Annotated in this window: 16 protein-coding genes; 5 read left to right on the top strand and 11 right to left on the bottom strand. The window is 30.4% G+C overall.

Annotated features, from left to right (window positions below):
- Positions 1–225 precede the first annotated feature (225 nt).
- The gene (locus tag Lupro_RS09240; protein ID WP_068209140.1) at positions 226–2,616 is read left to right on the top strand and encodes a coiled-coil domain-containing protein; all 2,391 of its coding nucleotides are present in this window, start codon (positions 226–228) and stop codon (positions 2,614–2,616) included.
- Between the two features lie 86 nt (positions 2,617–2,702).
- Entirely contained in the window at positions 2,703–3,530 is an 828-nt protein-coding gene (locus Lupro_RS09235) for a BT1926 family outer membrane beta-barrel protein (protein WP_068209137.1), read from the top strand.
- 74 nt (positions 3,531–3,604) lie between these two features.
- Here Lupro_RS09235 and Lupro_RS09230 read toward each other — a convergent pair whose 3' ends face one another.
- Together Lupro_RS09230 and metG are read right to left on the bottom strand one after the other, a co-directional pair.
- The gene (locus Lupro_RS09230; RefSeq protein WP_068209134.1) at positions 3,605–5,731 is read right to left on the bottom strand and encodes a Tex family protein; all 2,127 of its coding nucleotides are present in this window, start codon (positions 5,729–5,731) and stop codon (positions 3,605–3,607) included.
- 122 nt (positions 5,732–5,853) lie between these two features.
- On the bottom strand, positions 5,854–7,920 hold the full coding sequence (metG, locus tag Lupro_RS09225; RefSeq protein ID WP_068209131.1) for a methionine--tRNA ligase: 2,067 nt from the start codon (positions 7,918–7,920) through the stop codon (positions 5,854–5,856).
- A 141-nt stretch (positions 7,921–8,061) separates the two neighbouring features.
- On the opposite strand from metG, the gene Lupro_RS09220 reads away from it, so the two are divergent.
- Positions 8,062–9,063 (top strand): S66 peptidase family protein, encoded by a 1,002-nt coding sequence (locus Lupro_RS09220; RefSeq protein ID WP_068209128.1) that lies wholly within the window; start codon positions 8,062–8,064, stop codon positions 9,061–9,063.
- 25 nt (positions 9,064–9,088) lie between these two features.
- Positions 9,089–9,448 (top strand): YraN family protein, encoded by a 360-nt coding sequence (locus tag Lupro_RS09215; RefSeq protein WP_068209125.1) that lies wholly within the window; start codon positions 9,089–9,091, stop codon positions 9,446–9,448.
- 17 nt (positions 9,449–9,465) lie between these two features.
- Here the strand turns inward: Lupro_RS09215 and Lupro_RS09210 are convergent, their stop codons facing one another.
- The 3 genes from Lupro_RS09210 to Lupro_RS09200 all read right to left on the bottom strand — a co-directional run bounded on the left by Lupro_RS09210 (position 9,466) and on the right by Lupro_RS09200 (position 14,046).
- Positions 9,466–11,070, bottom strand: a complete 1,605-nt coding sequence (locus Lupro_RS09210; RefSeq protein WP_068209122.1) for a DUF1501 domain-containing protein — start codon at positions 11,068–11,070, stop codon at positions 9,466–9,468.
- A 6-nt stretch (positions 11,071–11,076) separates the two neighbouring features.
- A complete protein-coding gene (locus Lupro_RS09205; protein ID WP_068209118.1) occupies positions 11,077–12,513 on the bottom strand; it encodes a DUF1800 domain-containing protein in 1,437 nt (478 codons plus the stop codon).
- Positions 12,514–12,699: 186 nt separating this feature from the next.
- A complete protein-coding gene (locus tag Lupro_RS09200; protein WP_068209116.1) occupies positions 12,700–14,046 on the bottom strand; it encodes a TlpA family protein disulfide reductase in 1,347 nt (448 codons plus the stop codon).
- Positions 14,047–14,111: 65 nt separating this feature from the next.
- Between Lupro_RS09200 and Lupro_RS09195 the strand changes: the two genes are divergently transcribed.
- On the top strand, positions 14,112–14,906 hold the full coding sequence (locus tag Lupro_RS09195; RefSeq protein ID WP_068209113.1) for an SDR family oxidoreductase: 795 nt from the start codon (positions 14,112–14,114) through the stop codon (positions 14,904–14,906).
- Positions 14,907–15,092: 186 nt separating this feature from the next.
- On the opposite strand, the gene Lupro_RS09190 is transcribed toward Lupro_RS09195, so the two are convergent.
- From Lupro_RS09190 to Lupro_RS09170, 6 genes are all read right to left on the bottom strand, one after another.
- Positions 15,093–15,794, bottom strand: coding sequence for a hypothetical protein (locus Lupro_RS09190; RefSeq protein ID WP_158499562.1), 702 nt, complete (start codon positions 15,792–15,794; stop codon positions 15,093–15,095).
- Positions 15,763–17,631 (bottom strand): hypothetical protein, encoded by a 1,869-nt coding sequence (locus Lupro_RS09185; protein ID WP_068209108.1) that lies wholly within the window; start codon positions 17,629–17,631, stop codon positions 15,763–15,765. The genes Lupro_RS09190 and Lupro_RS09185 overlap by 32 nt, the downstream gene beginning before the upstream one ends.
- A 335-nt stretch (positions 17,632–17,966) precedes the next feature.
- Positions 17,967–18,560, bottom strand: a complete 594-nt coding sequence (locus Lupro_RS09180; protein WP_144439133.1) for a hypothetical protein — start codon at positions 18,558–18,560, stop codon at positions 17,967–17,969.
- Positions 18,541–18,753 carry a hypothetical protein gene (locus tag Lupro_RS13470; protein ID WP_144439132.1) on the bottom strand — a complete coding sequence of 71 codons (213 nt, stop codon included), beginning with the start codon at positions 18,751–18,753 and terminating at the stop codon, positions 18,541–18,543. The genes Lupro_RS09180 and Lupro_RS13470 overlap by 20 nt, the downstream gene beginning before the upstream one ends.
- Positions 18,754–18,801: 48 nt before the next feature.
- Entirely contained in the window at positions 18,802–19,245 is a 444-nt protein-coding gene (locus Lupro_RS09175) for a hypothetical protein (RefSeq protein WP_068209101.1), read from the bottom strand.
- A 35-nt stretch (positions 19,246–19,280) separates the two neighbouring features.
- Complete coding sequence (locus Lupro_RS09170; RefSeq protein WP_068209097.1) at positions 19,281–19,634, bottom strand: hypothetical protein; 354 nt, start codon at positions 19,632–19,634, stop codon at positions 19,281–19,283.
- Positions 19,635–19,652: the final 18 nt, after the last annotated feature.

The following is a 19,652-nucleotide window of genomic DNA, read 5'->3' as shown; positions in this document are numbered from 1 at the left end:
CTTGATAACTAAACCATAAACACAATAATAGTTAACATCTTGTTTATTAGTTGTTTATGCTATATTTGATAATCTACGATAATTAAATATTCCAAAAAAGAACTAGTTTTTGTAAATCCATTATTGCATTATTAAAAAAAATATGTAGTTTTGTTAACTAATTGTGATAACACAAGTTTATTAACCTATTTAGATTTTAAAGAATATTAATTAAAAAGTTACGAAATGAAAAAAATTAAAAGATTTACGGTAGTTCTAATGATAACTGCCTTATTTAGTACCAGCTTTACATCTTGTATTGACAATGAAGTCTCGCCACTTGTAGAAGCTATTTATTCAGCTCAAGCTGATTTAATGGCCGCGCAAACTGCTGTACAAAATGCAGAAGCTAATTTGTTAGCAGCGCAGGCTGCTGCCGCTCAAGCACAAGCTGATTACACAACTGCCCAAGCTGCTCAAGCTGATGCAATTACTGCTGGAATTATAGCAGATGATGCTTATGATGCTGCTGTACGTGAGCAACAATTAAGAACTCTTGCTGCTCAAACTGATTTGAATGTTGCTAACGCACAAAATGCTTTAGCTATTTCACAGGCTAATTTTGATCTTGAAATGATAGATCTTATGGCTCAAATAGAAGCTGCAGGTGTTACACTAGCTGCAGAATATGCTACAAAGTATAGTATAGCTATGACACATGCAAACAACACATTGTCTCAAAAACTAACTGCTGAAGCAAGTTTAGCTACTGCTCAGTTAATGTTAAACGGAAATGTGTCTTGGACATACTTTTTAGCACAATTAGAAGCTACAGTGTTTACAAATCAAGCAAACATCACAGCTTTAGAAACTGCTATTGCAGATTTAGAAGCGTATATGCAAGATCCTTCTACTCCTGAAGCTCAAAAAACAATGTGGGAAGATAGAGTTGCTGAGCTTGACGCACTATTAGCAGCAAAAGATGCTGAAATTACTGCAAAAATGAATGAAATTACTGCATTGGCTGACTTACAAGCAAGTAGAGATGAAATTGTTACTAGATATGAAAATGCTTTAGCTGATTTAGAAGATGCTCAAGCTGACAAGCAAGATTTCTTAGATGATATTGCTTTAGCTGAAGCTGATATTTTAATGTGGCAAGATGCTATTGATAGTTATCCTGCTGATTTAGCTGCTGCTGAAGATGCTGTCGCCACTGCTCAAGCTAACTATGACGCTGCATTAGTAGTGTATAACGATGCTGTTAGTACTTTCGATGATGCTGATGCTGCTTTAACTACTGCAACTAATAATCTTGATGATCTTAACGCTGCTCTTGCACTATTAGATGCTAGCTACCAAACTGCAATTGCAAATTTAGCTACTGAACAAGCTCTTTATGATGCTGGTATTGCTGGTGCTAATGCCGATTTGGTTGCTGCTCAAGCTAATTTAGCAGCTGGTGTAGATGCAGTGGATGTTGCACAAGCGGATTACGACGCTAAATTAGCTGTTTTTGAAGCAGACCCTAGTGGGTTTGTATGGGAAGCTGGTGTAAACGAAGCTTTAGGGTTGCATGCTGATGCTACAACGATAACAGCCTCTTATTACGTTGTTAACTCAACAGATGACGGAGTAGATGCTTTGACATTAACTGCTGGTACTGGTATTGACCATACAGGTACATATGGAACTTATGCTGCTTTCTTAGCTGATGCTACTGCTGGAGCTTTAGCTCCTGGAGATTATTACGATGTAGGTACAGATGATGTTGCTGGTGGAACAAATGCTGATAGATTAGACGCTGCTGTAGTTGCTTTAACTGCTGCTCAAGATGCTATTCAACCTCTTCAAGATGCGGTAGATGCTGCTCAACTTACTGTTGATACATTTGGAGATGCGTTAGCTGCTGCGTTAGTTACTTTTAATGAACAAAAAGATTTATATGACAATCAGGTTGCCTTAGTTATTGCTGCTGAAGATGCTCTTGCTACTGCTCAAGCAGATTATGATGCTGCTGACGATGCTTTAACTACTGCTGATAATGCTTTAACTACTGCTAATAATGCTTTAACTACTGCTAATAATGCTCTAGCTGCTTTAGATACACCTACTATGTTACAAGGATGGATTGATGCTGCAAATGCTGATATCGCTGACTGGGAATTAACTATTTCTCAAATTCAGCCTTTAATTGATGCATATCAAGCTGTTGTTGATGGTTTACAAGCTGAATACGATGCATATATTGCTAGTACTGGTTATATTACAAGTAATGATGCTGATATTGAAGCGCAACTTATTACTGCTTGGAATGAGTACTATGCTCTTGCTGCTGAGTGGACTGCATTAGATAATGAGCAAGCGTTAGCTAATAATATGGTTAACGTTTATACTGATAATTTAGCTGACCTTGCTACTGGATTAGCTAGCTTACAAGCTGATCTTGCAACTGCAATGAACAGTCTTGCTAATGCTCAAGCTGCTTTAGCTGAAGGACAAGTTGATGAAGCTGCTGCTCAAGCGTATATTACATACCTTCAAGCTCTTGTAGATACATTAGAGGCAACTTATGCTAGTCAATTAGCACAAGCAGACGAATATTATGCTCTAATGCAAGCTGCATTAGCATCTTAAAATCTCTTTAAGAATAACATAAAGGGCTACCTTAATAGTGTAGCCCTTTATAAAATTAATTTTAACTCTTAAAGAACATTAACGATATGAAAAAATATATAATTTTAGGCGTTTTATTGATAGTTTTTACAACTGTTGGTATGAATGCGCAAAATAAAGATTCAAAATGTAAAGCTGATTCTAGTGTTGTTACTGTGAAGTATGCGCCTGAAAAAGGAGACTTTACAACTGCAATGGTTTTTGGACGGGGAGCATATCTAAATGGTGGTTTAGTTGTACCTTCTTCTTATAGCTCTGTGAGTGGAGCGGCACCGTATGCAAACGATGTTGATGCAAACTCAAATAGCATTACCAATATGGTAGGAGCCGAAGGAAGATACTATATTAAAGACAACTTTGCTATTACACTTAATGGAGGAGCTATCTTACGAAACACACCTTATCAATTAGCTATTCCAGCTGTTACTGATGGTAACGGAGTTTTAATAATTCCGGCTTATAATGCTGTTGTAGCTGATGAGAGAGTTGATGTAAGCGTTTCTATTGGTGGACAGTGGTTATTTAAAACTAAAAACGATAGATTATTCCCTTATCTAGGCTTTGCTCTTCCTTTTGACTATGCAAGAAGATCTCAATACGATCCTACGGTAACAGTTGATAACCAAGGAAATGCAAATATAGTAGATTTAGGTGCTCGTCACGTAGATATTACAGCTTTTGGAATACAAGCAATTGCTGGTGTTGATTATTATATAGCTAAAGATGTATTCTTTGGTTTTGACATCAAACCAGTTTCTTACAGCTATGCTATAAGTGTAAAAACTCCAGGCCCAGGATTGTATAACCTTGAAGCCGATACAAATACAGTTTCATTCTTTGCTCAATTTTCTTTTAAACTTGGGTTTAAATTTTAACTTGTAGGTTAATGAAATACTAAGAGTTACCTATTATAAATAATGGGTAACTCTTTTTTATTTATAGTAGATACCTATTTAAAATTCATCGATAATTGTATTCGTTTTCGTACAATATCTACTTCTAAAACTTTAACAATTACTTGTTCATGTAAATTCACAATTTCATTAACATCACTCACAAATTTATTGGCTAAATTAGAAACGTGAACTAAACCACTTTCTTTAATTCCAATATCAACAAAGCAACCAAAGTTGGTAATATTGTTTACAATACCGGGCAATAATTGTCCCTCTCTCAAATCGTTTATAGATCTAATGTTTTGATTAAAAGTAAAAGCCTTTGCCATTTCTCGTGGATCTAAACCTGGTTTTTCAAGCTCTTTTATAAGATCTATTAAAGTAGGAAGCCCAATCGTAGAAGTACAATATTTATTAAGTTCAATATTTTGAAGTAGTTGTTTGTTACCTATTAAGTCTTCAATACTTGTATTGTTATCTTTGGCAATTTTTGAAACTACATTATAACTTTCAGGGTGCACTGCAGAATTATCTAATGGATTATTTGCATTTTTAATACGTAAAAAACCGGCACTCTGCTCAAAAGCTTTATTACCCAATCTTGGCACTTTTTTAATTTCATTTCTAGCAATAAAAGGGCCATGTTGGTTTCTATAATTCACAATATTCTCAGCTAATTTGAATCCAATTCCCGAAACATAACTTAACAAAGGAATACTTGCAGTATTAATATTTACACCTACGGTATTCACGCAACTTTCTACAACTACATCTAATGACTTTTTTAATTTAGTTTGATCCACATCGTGTTGATATTGACCTACGCCAATAGATTTAGCATCAATTTTAACCAATTCAGCCAACGGATCAGCCAATCTTCTTCCAATAGAAATTGCTCCTCTCACCGTAACATCATAATTTGGAAATTCATCACGAGCTACTTTTGAAGCAGAATAAATGGATGCTCCTGCTTCACTTACCACAAAAACCTGAATATCTTTCTTAAATTTAATTTTCCGTATTAATTGCTCTGTTTCCCGGGAGGCTGTGCCATTTCCAATAGCAATTGCCTCAATTTTATAAGCATCAACCAACGAATTTATTTTTTTCATAGCTCCTATAGAATCGTTTTTAGGAGCATGCGGATAAATAGTTTCATTATATTCAAATCCACCTTGTGAATTTAAGCAAACCAATTTACATCCTGTTCTATATCCAGGGTCTATGGCTAAAATGTTTTTCTCTCCTAAAGGAGCTCCTAACAATAACTGTTTTAAATTTTTAGCAAAAACCTCAATAGCATTATCATCTGCTTTGTGTTTTGCTTTCGTTAATATTTCATTTGATAAAGCAGGAAACAATAAGCGTTTATACGCATCTTGTATGGCTAACTGTATTTGTTTGGAACAATTAGTATGTATTCGAATTATTCTTTGTTCAATCTTATCTATAGCTTTTTCATTATCTATTTCTATTTTAACCCGAATAAAACCTTCTTTTTCTGCCCTCAAAATTGCTAAAAAACGATGAGAAGGACAACGGTTTAAGGGTTCTGTCCAGTTAAAATAATCTCTAAATTTCTGTGCTTTTTCTTCGGCTATTTTTAATTTAATAGCTTTTGTAGTTAAGGTTGCAAATTTTTCTAATTGATACCGTATAATATTTCTAATATCTGTGCGTTCATTTACCCATTCGGCTATTATAAAACGAGCTCCTTCAAGAGCTAAATCTCTATTTTTAATTTCATTATTAATGTACTTTGAAGCAGTATATTCTAAATTATTAACCCGCTGGCTCATAATCATTTTTGCCAAGGGCTCTAAACCATTTTTACGAGCTGTTTCAGCTTTTGTTTTACGCTTTTTTTTGTAAGGGAGATATATATCTTCTAAGCTTGTTAAATTAGAAGTTGTTTCAATTTTTTGATGTAATTCATCGGTTAAAACACCTTGCTCTTTTAAAGCCTTTAAAATAGTGGTTTTACGCTTTGCTAACTCTTCAAATTGTGTTTTATATTTAACAATATCTCCTAGTTGAACTTCATCTAGATTTCCAGTACGTTCTTTTCTGTATCTTGAAATAAATGGAATGGTACAGTCTTCATTTAGAAGTTCAATAGTATTTTTAATTCCATTTTCAGGAAGGTTTGTTTGTGATTTTATGTAGTTTAGTAATTGCATGGATTGTGATTTGTTAAATATAGCTAAACAATTATTCGTGACCCTGAATTTATTTCAGGGGTCTCACTCTACACTATGAGATGCTGAAACAAGTTGAGCATGGCTCTAAAGATTTTAAATTTTTAACTCACCTGTTCACCATTAGCTACTGAATCATTTTCAGGCTCAATAAATGCTAATTTCCCGTCAGGGGTATCAGTCATTAATAGCATTCCCTGACTTTCAACACCACGCAATTTTCGAGGTGCTAAATTAACCAAAACCGTAACTTTTTGTCCAATAATATCTTCGGGTTTAAAACTTTCTGCAATACCAGAAACTATGGTTCTTGTATCAATACCCACATCTACTTTTAATTGTAGTAATTTTTTTGTTTTTGGTATTTTTACCGCTTCAATAATAGTTCCTACTCGCATATCTAACTTCGTAAAATCATCAAACTCAATAGTCTCTTTTTGAGGTTCTACTATTTTAGTTGAAGCTTCATTGGCTTGTTTTGTAGCTTCTAATTTATTTAGTTGAGTTTGTACTTCAGCATCTTCAATTTTTGCAAATAATAATTCAGGTTTGTTAATTTTATGGTTTGGAGCAATTAATTCTTTTGATGTTTTAATTGAATCCCATGACATCTCGACTGCGCTTGATGTGACATTTAAAATTCCTTTTAACTTTTTTGAAGTAAAAGGCAAAAACGGTTCACAAACAACAGCTAAGCTGGTTGCAATTTGCAAAGCAACATACAATATGCTTTTTACGCGTTCTGGATTTGTTTTTATTTGTTTCCAAGGTTCTTCATCAGCCAAATATTTATTTCCTAATCTAGCTAAGTTTAAAAGCTCTTGTGAGGCTTCTCTAAATCGGTAGCGTTCAATTGAATTTTCAATAATGACTGGATATTGATTCATTTTAGCCAAGGTTTTTATATCAACCTCATCAAATTCATTTGGTTGAGGTACAATGCCATCAAAATATTTATTGGTTAATACCACCACTCTATTGATAAAATTACCAAAAATGGCAACTAACTCATTATTATTTCTTGCTTGAAAATCTTTCCAAGTAAAATCGTTATCTTTTGTTTCAGGAGCATTTGCCGTTAAAGCGTAACGCAATACATCTTGTTTGTCTGGAAAATCTTCTAAATATTCGTGTAACCAAACTGCCCAATTTTTTGAAGTAGATATTTTATCACCTTCTAAATTTAAAAATTCATTTGCAGGAACATTTTCAGGTAAAATAAAACTTCCTTCAGCTTTTAACATTGCCGGGAAAATAATACAGTGAAAAACAATATTATCTTTTCCTATAAAATGAACTAATTTTGTGTTTTTATCTTTCCAGTACAATTCCCAGTCTTTCCCTTCTCTAGCTGCCCATTCTTTAGTAGATGAAATATAACCAATAGGCGCGTCAAACCAAACATACAGCACTTTCCCTTCAGCTCCTTCAACCGGAACAGGAATTCCCCAATCTAAATCTCGTGTTACTGCTCTTGGTTTTAATCCATCATCTAACCACGATTTTACTTGTCCTAACACATTGGTTTTCCAATCTTTTTTATGACCTTCAACAATCCATTCGCGTAACCATTTTTCGTATTCATTTAAGGGTAAATACCAGTGTTTCGTAACTTTGGTGGTTGGTATGTTTCCTGTAATTGCAGATTTTGGGTTGATTAAATCTGTTGCATTATGGCTTGTTCCGCATGCCTCACATTGATCGCCATAACTTTCTTCATTTCCACATTTAGGGCAAGTTCCTATAACAAATCTATCAGCTAAAAACTGATTTGCTTCTTCATCAAATAATTGTTCTGATGATTCTTCAATAAATTTACCTTCGTTGTATAATTTCTTAAAAAAATCGGAAGCCGTTTTATGATGAACCTCTGCCGTTGTTCGAGAATAGTTATCAAAAGAGATACCAAAATCATGAAATGATTTTTTAATAATAGCATGGTACTTATCTACAATGTCTTGTGGTGTAACCCCTTCTTTCTTAGCTTTTATAGTAATAGGAACACCATGTTCATCTGAACCGCAAATATAAGCTACGTCATTTCCTTTAACTCGCAAATACCGTGCGTAGATATCGGCAGGAATATAAACGCCCGCTAAATGCCCAATATGAACTGGGCCGTTTGTGTAAGGTAAAGCTGCTGTAATTGTATATCTTTTAAAATTGCTCATTCATTTTTATTTAAGAAAGTACAAAAATAGGAATTAATGTTGATTTTTAGATTTGTTAAGCGCTGAATTACACCTAATTTCTATCTCTTGTATTAATTTGGCTTTCTATATAATTATAGTATTTTTACAAAAAGAGTATTTATGCTAAAAATTTCAACCTTAAAACTGTTACCTATTTCATTGTTCTGTAGTTTATTATTCAACTTCAATATAAACGCGCAAAATACCACACTTATAAAACCTGCTTATTTAAAAGCAGGAGATACCATAGCTATTGTTGCTCCCGCAGGAATTTTAAGTGATAAAGAACCTATTGAAAAAGCCATTGAACTTGTTGAAGGTTGGGGATTACACGCAATTTTAGGAAAACATCTTTTTGGAAGTAATTTTCATTTTTCAGGAACAGATGCCGAACGTACAGAAGATTTTCAAAGTGCTTTAGACCATAAAGCTGTAAAAGCAATTTGGTGTGGAAGAGGTGGATATGGAACTGTTCGGATAATTGATGGACTTAACTTTACCAAATTTAAAAAAAATCCTAAATGGATTATTGGCTATTCTGATATAACTGTTTTGCACAGTCACATACATAATTTAGGTTATGAAACTTTACACGCTATGATGCCTATAAATATGAAAGTCAGAAAAAAAGATAGACTTAAAACCATAAAAACGTTTAAAAAAGCATTATTTGGAAAAAATTTAAATTATAAAATTACTTCTTCACCCTATAACAAACTAGGCACAGCAAAAGGGCAATTAGTTGGAGGTAATTTATCTATTTTGCAAAGTTTACTTGGCTCTGTATCTTCAATTAATACGAAAGGAAAAATACTTTTTATTGAAGATGTTGGCGAATACTTATATAATATTGATAGGATGGTTTATGCTTTAAAACGAAGCGGGTATTTTAAAAATTGTAACGGAATAATTGTAGGAGGAATGACTAATCTTAAAGACAATTCCACTCCTTTTGGGCAAACTGTTGAAGAAATTATTTTAGAAGCTACCAAAGAATTTGATTTCCCAATAGTATTTGATTTTCCTGCTGGGCATGACAAAGATAATCGTGCTATTTTTTTAGGGAGAGAGATAGAAATGAAAGTAGGTAAAAAACATGCTTTTATAAAATTTGTTAAATAACTCTTTTCATTAATTTAAAATAAAAATGGCTAAACACAATGAATTAGGTAAAAAAGGAGAAGAATTAGCTGTTCAGTTTTTACAAAAAAACAATTATAAAATTTTAGATCGTAATTGGCGATTTAAAAAAGCTGAAGTGGATATTATTGCTCAAAAAGATGCTGTTTTAGCTATTGTGGAAGTAAAAACCCGATCGTCAGATTATTTTGGAAATCCGCAAGATTTTGTAAATCAAAAAAAAATAAAGTTGTTAGTTGAAGCAGTAAATGAATATGTTATTTCAAAAGATTTAAATATTGAAGTTCGATTTGATATTATATCTATTTTAAAAAATAAAAATAATTTTGATATTGAACATTTAGAAGATGCTTTTTTACATTTTTAGTAGTTAAATTACGCTCGTTATTTAACGAGAACAATTGACTTGCTATACGATTTTCCTTCTGCAAATATTCTGTAAATATAATGTCCTGGTGTATATCTTCTAGCTTGTGGGTTTAAATTAACGCGGTGCGTACCTTTTAAATACCTCTCTTTGTGAATTACTCCAATGTTTTGACCTAAAATATTTACAAGTTGAACTTCTACCTCCATAGCTGTGGATAAAACAAACTCTACATAAACAGTTTCATTACCATAAATGGGATAATGTTTAAAACTTACATCAGAAATATCAGTACCATCATCTATTACAGAAGAACATCTCAATCCTAAATTAGCTCTGTTATAATTGTTTAATAAAACAGTATCTACAATTGAACTATCTATGCACAACCACTTTTCTAAAATGGTTGCATATACATCTCTAAAATCTGTAGTGAAATCCATATTTCCATTGCTATTCAACTTATTTAAATCTGGGTGATTTCCTACAAAACCATTTCCGTTAAGCCCTTCACCAAACAATAACATTGTAGATGCTGCTCCGTGGTCTGTACCATTTGAAGCATTTTCTTTTGATCTACGTCCAAATTCAGAAATGGTCATTGTTAAAACATCACTATCTTTACTTTGAGTTGCTAAATCTGCATAAAAATTAGAAATTGCTTTTGTAAAATTACCCATCAATTTTTCATGCTTATTTGGTTGATCTGCATGTGTATCAAAACCATCTAGCGTAACCATATATATTTTAGTTCCTAAATTCCCTTTTATCAATCGTGCAATTAAGGCAAATTGTTTAGAGATATTATTTTTTTCATAAGAAACATCATTACTTGCATCTATATACGCTTCGTTAATTACACTCGCATAGTTAAACGTTGAATTGTTAACATTTCTCATAAAACCTAATTGACTTCCATAATCACAAGAAGGTAAGTTTTGTACATCAAATGCTGTTCCTTTTTCGGCAATTTGAGCTAATTGATCAATATTTGCAACTGAAAAGGCATAACCTGCCTCATCACCAACAAACATTAAATTACTTAAACTTCCTATTTGTATTGCAGGAGGACTTGTAGGTGGATTTAATAAATAATCTGGATACAAATCTTCATGATAACGCCCAAAAACACCTGTTTGTAAATTGTCACCTTTATTTCCTGCTGAAGACCAAATATCTGCAGAACTAAAATGAGATAAACTTTGATTAGAATACCCAACGCCATGTACAACCTTCATTTTTCCATCTTCCCAAAAATTTTGTAACGAATCCATATAATTAGGCATTTTAAAATCGTTGGAAAGCGCAAAAGAATCATTTTGTTTAATTCTTATGGTTGGTCTCAAATTTGCATAAGTATCATAATCATAATATGGTATTACTGTATTTAAGCCATCATTTCCTCCTTTTAGCCTTGCTATAATTAAAATTTTATCATTTTCAGAAGCCGTTAAAGCTTTACTTAAAGGAGTAATTGTTGATGCTGATACGGGTATTTTCCCTAACATTATAGATCCTGCTCCAACTAAACCAAGAGCTTGTAAAAATGAACGACGATTCCAAACTGCATGTTCTTTATCATGGTTTTTATCAAAATTAGTATGTAAATTATTACTTCTCATAGCTTACTATTTTAGTTGAAATTCAGGCAATCTAACAATATAAAGTAATAAAACAATTACCTGATAAGGCACGGTATCCCATTGTAAATTCCACGTGCCATTTTCAAAATAATTTTGAGGAACTTGATCTTTAAAAACTGCTGTTGCAATACCATAATCCGTTGCTGTTTGTAAACCGTTTGGAAGTAAGTGATCTATAATAATTTTAGTAATAACTAAAGGGTCGTTAGATTCTCCAGCTAAATTAACTGCAAAATCTCTTAAACTTTCATTGTGATTTTCCCAAATCCACCATAAATAATATTCAAAGGCATTCCATCTGCCAACCAACGTACTGGAGTTTATCCAATCATGATTCCCTTGCCAACCTGCTACATCAATAGGTTCAAATAATGTTTGTCCTATCTCACTTGTAAGCCAAATAACGTTTAAAAGCAGTTCTGGGTTGGTGGTAAAACCAGTTTCTCTAAAATAAATATTAAATACGTCAAAAGGACTTTTTATTACAATGCCAATAGCATTGTTATCAAAAAAATGTTCACTTTTAAATAATTGCTTATAAACAGGTGCTAATTCAAAATCATTGGCAATAAATGTAGCTGCCAACTCAGATACAATTGCTGAATCTACCTCGGGTGATACAAAATATTTGTATAATTTTTCACAAATAAATGTTGCTACTTCATAACCTCTTTCTTCAAAAAGAATATTTATAACATCATTATATCCCCAATCTCCTGTTTTTCCAAAAATAGTTTTTGAAGAATTATCAAAATCGTTTATATCAAAACTAATAGGTGCACAATATTCATTAATAGCCGTATATCCTGTTAGAGCTTTAGCCGTTTCAACAATATCACTTTGAGTATATCCGTTGTTAACACCTAAGGTAAACAACTCATATAATTCCCGCGCATAATTTTCATTTGGTTCTGTTGCTGAATTTTGATAGCCATTTAAAAATATTAGCATTGCTGGTGATAAGCCAATTGCTTTAACAAACTCTTTAAAGTTTCCAAAAGCATATTGTTGAAGAATACTGTAATAATTATACATCCAAGATGAGCACCAATAATCTTCTAAACGTGTAACAAAGTGGTTGCTCCAAAACAGCGTAAACCTACCTCTAAGAGGATTATTTAACATGTCTTTTTCCCAAGTTAAATACAATTCCTTATGCTGCTCTTGCATTTGCTCATCAATATTTGTGTAATCACTTTCAACCATTTCAAACCATGAAGGAGGTGTTTCTAAAGGTAAGTTTACCGCTTTATTTATTGTGTTCTCAACAAAATTTGAAGGCGTTAATGCTAATGCTTGCTCTATTTCATTTGTGTATGCTCCAAAACCTACACGTCTATAAAAATGCTGTACGTGTTTTTTATTCCACAAATTTGAAGGGGTTGGTACAAACTCATGTATACTACCTGAATTACAAGACATATTAATTCGTTATTTTTGGGTACGTTGGGGACTAATCTCTTTTTAAAACCTTCCTAAATAAAGATTTCTCATTTTCAAATATATAAAAAATAAGGAACTTCTTTTAGTGTAAACAATATATTTTATGATACAACTAACAAAATATCACTAATTTAGTGTAACTATTTACAACGGATAAAATATTTTTTATTTTTCAAAAAAGGCTTTTACATCTTCAAAATGTTCTGGTTTTGCAATAATTTTTTTATCCTTATCTAAAATAAAATACGTTGGTGTAGAAGTAATTTGGTATTCTCGTGCAATTGGGTTTTGCCATTTTTTTAACCCTAAAATATTGGTCCATGCTGTAAATATAGAATTGTACTTGTTAAAATCTATATCATCGTTTTCCATGGCAAAAGCTACTACATGAATATTCGTTTTATTTTTTGTATAATCATATAGTTTAGGCATTTCATTTAAACAATGTGAACATCCTGTACTCCAAAAAACAAGGATATAATTTGCTGCACTATTTAATTCAGAGAGTGAAATTTTTTTTCCGTTTTTTTCAAAAGAAAAATCTGGAGCTTTTTTACCAACAGCCAGTTTTACTTTATCTTGAATTTGATTTATTGTAGTTTCATCTTTAAGCTCTTCAGGTAATTTATTGTAAAAATTATTTATTAAGTAATCAATTAAAACAACATTTTCAAGTTGTGAAAAATTATACATTAAAGTAATTAAGAGTTCCTTTTTTAATAATAAATTGTCTCCTATCTTTTTAAATACCTCATTTATGGCATTCCTATATAATTTATTTTGCACTTCTATATCATCTGATCCATTTAAATAAAAAACGTAATCTGTTACCTTTTCACTCAAAAAAATTGAATTTAAAAGCTCCTTATCTTTAAAATTCACAAAATCGAAATAATGCTGTTTTTCACTATTTAAATATTCTTGTGGCGTTTGAATTATATGTGGAACATAGTATTTAAAACTTGATTTTATAAAATGATTTGAGAGCTTTCCTACTGTTAATGTTTCAAAATATTTTTGCTTTTCATTGTAAATTTTATACGTTTTAGTGTATAAATTTTTTAGCTTTTCTCTTTGAGTTTCATTGTTAGTATTAAAAAATGATAGTTGAATTGAATCTAACTTTCGTTTATTTTTAGTTGACTCTTTTTGATAGTTCTGATATATTTTATTTTCTTCTGAAGTTAAAAAATTCAGTGTTTCCACTGGGTTTTTGGGATTGAATTTTAATTCAACACTTTTATTATTATAAATAAAATCAATAAAACCATTATTTTGCTGACTGTATAATAAACGATATATTCCTTCAGAAGCATTTGAGGGAAATTCAATTGAAAATTTACCATTAGAAATGGTGGCATTTTTTACATATAATTGTTTTGCTCCCTTTAATTGATATAAAACTACCCAACTATAATTTTGTGCTGGATCTAAAGTTCCTTTTACATAAGTTTGACTTTGGATTGTGTAAGAAAATAATACAATTGTAAATAATAGTTTTTTTAACATCATGTTTTTTATAATTTTTTCAATAATCACACCAAAAGTAACTATTTTTAGTTTTTAAACCACAACTTATGAATTTTACCAATAAAATTATTTGGATTACTGGTGCTTCATCAGGAATTGGAAAATCTTTAGCACTAGAACTCTCGAAACAAAATGTACAACTTATTTTGTCTTCAAGAAATGAAATTGAGCTTAATAACGTAAAAAACGCATGTGAAAATACGTTAAACGTTAAAATTCTACCGCTTGATTTAGAAAATTATAAAAGTTTAACGTCTAAAGTTAATGAAGCTCTATTGCTATTTGGTGGTATTGATATTTTATTTAACAATGGAGGAATTGGTCAACGCTCTTTGGTAAAAGATACTTTAATTGAGGTTGACAAACGTATTATGGATATTAATTATTTTGGAACTATTGCGCTAACAAAAGCATTATTACCCCATTTTATTCAAAAAAATAGCGGCTATTTTGTAATTACCTCAAGTGTAGTAGGAAAAATAGGAACACCTATGCGTTCTTCTTATGCAGCTTCAAAACATGCATTACACGGATTTTTTGATAGTTTACGTGCTGAAGTTTATAAAAACAATATTAAAATAATATTGGTTTGTCCTGGTTTTATACAAACAAATATCTCTATCAATGCTTTAACAGGAAAAGGGATCCCACAAAATAAAATGAATGCTTTAACAGAAAACGGTATGAGTAGTTCTCTATTTGTAAAACAACTACTAAAAGCTGTTCAAAAAGAAAAACAAGAAATTATTATTGGCGGTTTTAAAGAAAAATTAGCTGTTTACACTAAACGTTTCTTTCCAAAAATACTTTCAATACTAATTAGAAGATTAAAAGTAACCTAACCCCTTTTTTTACCTTATAAAACAGCTATTTCTTTTAACTATTGGTGTGAATATAAAAAGTAGCAGGTTAATTCTTTGTGATTTTTTCGTCTAGTTTATAAAGGTAACAGAAAAGCATCAGGTTTTGGTATGACACTTTTCTGCTGTTTTTTATATATGTGGTTGTGGTTTTTGTATTAATTGTTATCAGTCATTTTCTTTTCTCCAAATTACTATCCCATTTTTATCTTCAAGTTTAATAGACTCTTTATTAAATTCAATAATTTTATATTTTTTAACATCATTTTTATAAGCTTTTGAATGTCCAAAACCATAATTATCAGTCTTACTCATAAAAACATCTATTTCATAATTTATGTTATAATTTAAATTAATAACATGTTTTGCATAATATTCACCATCTAAATGTATTTCTAACTTATCTTTACGTTTTTCTTTTTTAAACTTAAATAAAGCTACTCCATTAGTATCTAATTCTTCGGATTTATAATTTGGAAAAGACCAAACCTGAATTTTATGTAATGGTTTTTTACTAAAATTATATATATTTAGTTTAATTTGAATAGAATCTTTAGAATTATAATATTCTTTTGTTCTATGATAACTGTTTTCTTTCAGTTCAGTTAAGTCATAATTTAAAAATAAACTATCCTTTTTTATAAAATAATGCCCTTTGCCGTAATTAGAAACTCCTAAATCACCTCCAGAACTATATATAAAAGTTCCTTTTTCAGAAAAATAATAATTTGTAAAAAAGTATCCTGTTTCATCTACAACAGAGTATTTACCTTTTATTTTATCTTGAGAAAAGACAATTAAACTATTGCTTAGGATAATTAAAATAAATAAACTTTTCTTAATTACACTTTTTACCTTTTGCATCATCATTGTTTTTTAATTCATTAAATATAATATTTGCAATTTTTTGTCTCTCAATTGAGTCTGGAATTAGGCTTTTAAATGAATCTGTTTCACTAGCAATTATACCATTGGAATAAGTTTGAAATAAACCTCCAAACCCCATAGAATAATAATAGTTCCAGCCTAAGTTACCTCCAGTTCCATAATCCTTATCCCATTCGTACAAAGAATATGCCATAGCATTCACATACTGTCCCATAAATTCATGTTGAAATTTACTATAATCAGTATATCCATTATCAGCAGCATATTGTCTCATTTTTTCTTGTAAGGATTTATTTTCAAAATCCGTATAACTAAAATAAACACCATTTAAATATGCGTGCACAGATTCGTGAATAATAGTTCTTGCAATAGATAATTGAGTTGCAGTTTCAATATAAGAATTATTTAAAGTTATTGTAGTTCCAACTGTATGAGCATTGGCATTTCCAATATCATCGTTTCCAATTATTAAATGTGTAGAACTACTATCATTAAAAAGTTTTAAAATAGTTTCAGAAAAATTTAGTTCAAGAGTATTATTATTTGAAATAATTATTTCTGGTTTTAAAGGGTGAGTTGTAAAAATACCATTTTCAAGCTCCATGAAAATATCTTTTGCACAAGAGTTTGTTAGGTTATTAATAATTTTGTCAGGAGCTACACAATTTCCTTGAGCATCTTTAACATAGGGGTATTCACAAGCTCTAATAATTACACCTATTTCCCCTTCTGCAGGGTCAGGGCAAGTAGTTGTTTTTGATGAAAAAGCAGGTTTAGTTAGTATTGGAGCATACATACAACCTATATCTGTTTGAGAAGTAGTAGAGGTACCATCACTATAGTATGTTACAATTGTCATATAACAACCGCTATTTACACCACTATTTAAGGAATTGTCAACAGTTGTTATAGACATTCCTATAACAACAGGTCCAGAGTTAGTAACAATACCTAGATTTGTGTTAACTGTGATAGGGTTAATGGGTTGAGCAGTAGTTGTTATAGGTATCGCAGTATTCATTATTATTGCTGAATACGAAGTTGTTTCTAGTGTAGTTGTATTAAAACTATTTAGAAATACTTCAAAACTTTGCCCTTGAATTACACTTGTTGAATAATTAAAATTAGAAGCATCTACTTGTATAAAGTTATCACTTGGAATATCATTAAAATTACCATTTCCCCCTGTATTTGTATTGTTGATAGTGGTTTCATCTGGAGGACAATCACTTAATGATTTGCCTGAAGTATCGTAATTATCAAAGAAACTATTAAAAGACATTGTATAATTTTTACCTTTAAAATAACGGAAATCTTTATTATTAGCCAAATAATTTGCCAAAGCATCGTTATCCACAACGTATTTAGTTACATAAGGCAATTTTAATTCTCCGTTAGGCTGTTCATTTATTACTAAGTTATAAAATTCGTTTTCAGGAGCATCATCTATTATTATATTAAACGTATAATTTACAATGCTATTGTAGTCTTTGACTTTCAATATTGATTCTATATCAATACGTGCTTTTTTATAACTTAAGGTTTTAGAATAAATAGCTTTTTTAGAAGATATTTTTCCTGTATAAGCAGTTAACACATTAATAATTTCAGGTATATCTTTACCTATAATATACCCTATTTTTGTGCCCAGTACATTTAATTCCCCGTTAAGAGGTTCAATAGATACTTCTTTGTTACAATTCCATAGCAGTAGGGATATTCCAAGTAGGAATATTACCTTTTTAAAAGTTTGTTGTTTCTTTTCTTTTCTTTTCTTTTCATAAAAGTTTAAATTTAAGTGTTTATTTTTAATTTTCAAGAATACTTAAAATATTTCATTTTGTTGTAGGGTAAAACCGTAAAAAAAGTAGGGTAAATGCTTACTATTTGTTAGTGTTGTAATGCAATTTTTCTGTTTTTGTTTCTGTCGAAGTATAAACAACGGTGTGTATATAAAAAGTAGCGGGTTAAATATTACTATTTTCGTTTAGTGTATAAAGGTAACAGAAAAGCATCAGGTTTTGGTATGACACTTTTCTGCTGTTTTTTATATATGTGGTTGTGGTTTGTATTTCTACTAAGATATATTTATACTCTGATAAAGAAAAACCTTAACGAAATTCTGCCAAGACTTTTCATTATTTTTAATTAAGTTTAAGAAATAGATAATAATTGGCGATCGAAAATGTACCACGTTCCATTTTCTTTCTTCAAATAGACTAGGTATGATATTCCATCTAAAGGAGAATAAGATATAGAGTAAGTTGCTAATGCCTTGTTATTAACAATTGCAACTCTAGAAAATGAGTTAACCATATGATAAGATTTATAAATCTTTCCTTTACTAAAATCTTCCCTTAATTCAGGTGTAAAATCAGTAATCAATACATCTTTTAAAGAATTATCAATTTGAAAATTAATTTTTTTACTTTGTTTTAAGGATTGTAACTTTTGGAATGTTTCTTTAAATTCATTTTGGTGTTTTCTAAGCCCAAAATTATTCAAAATAGGAGTCATTTCATTATGTACTGCGACAATAAATTTACCGTTAATAAAGAGATTTTCTTTAATCATCAAAGAATCATTCTTATAAAGCATATCATCTTCTATACTTTTTTTTATAAGTAAAGAAACAATATCTTCAATATCTTTATCCTCATTAGAATCACAACTTGAGAGAAATAAAGAACTAAGCATTATAAACAAAAATAGATGGATACTTTTTATTTTAATTGCAGTTAGAGCCATAAGTAGAGTTTATATTCACATTGTTTTTTAGACTTTCATTATATTCCTGTTCTTGTACGGTTAGTAAATTATTTAGAATTCCATATCTCTCTAATCCTGACCAACCAAAACCATAATAGTATTCAATAGGATAAGAATTATTATCCAATCTGCGTATTGCCTGAGAGATAGGAGTAACATAATGGGTCATCATATATTCATGTTGGATTTCCTCCTTTACTTACTAGACTTTTACTCTATTCTATTCTATTTCCATAATAAAATCTACGCTCCTTAAATATAATATTTTATGAGACTCTATTTTTTCAATTAAATAAAATTCTTTCTTCGGTGTGTTTTTTAAAAAAAACTTATCTATATCTAAACCACTAAAACTATTTAACCACTTGTAGTCTTTTACATGATAGTTTCTTAATTTTTTAATACTTATTTTTTTAACTATAGAATCTTTCGGGGTGAAAATTACAGGTTCAGAGTTATATGGGTTATTTATTTCATACAAATATCTTAATTCATAAGGTTTTCCATATGTCCTCATTTTGGGATGTGTTTTGTCAAAATAAAAATAATATTTCTGTACAGAATGTTCTGCTACATCAGTAGTAGATGCACATGAATTTATAATTAAGCTTATAATTACTAGTAAAATTATTTTTTTTATATTAATTACAATTTTGAGTTTCATTAGAGTTGGCAGCTAGCTGGTTTTTTTATTCAATTTCACTGACATTCTATAACTTCTAACCAAGTCACAGGGTATTTTAATATCAATCCTTTTTCCTTTTCAAATATATAAATCTGTTTATAAACCTCTGAGTTTTCTAAAATTTTTAGTTTTCCGTTTTTTTTAGAATCCTTACTATTTTTTTTGATTAATTTATTTCTATAACTAATTAAGTCAGAAAGAGGTTTGAAATTTATTTTTTCAATTTCATCTTGTGGTACATTAATTATTTCTGAATTTTTAATATACTTGAAATAATTTCCCTTAATATAAAAAGTGATTTCTCCGTTTTTCTCAATTATTTTTCGATAATTTTCATTAATAATTTCATTATTCAAGTTATATGACATATTAACAATTTTTCCATT

The organism is Lutibacter profundi (genome assembly GCF_001543325.1).
Lineage (GTDB): Bacteria > Bacteroidota > Bacteroidia > Flavobacteriales > Flavobacteriaceae > Lutibacter > Lutibacter profundi.
This window is presented reverse-complemented; position numbering and strand designations above follow the sequence as displayed.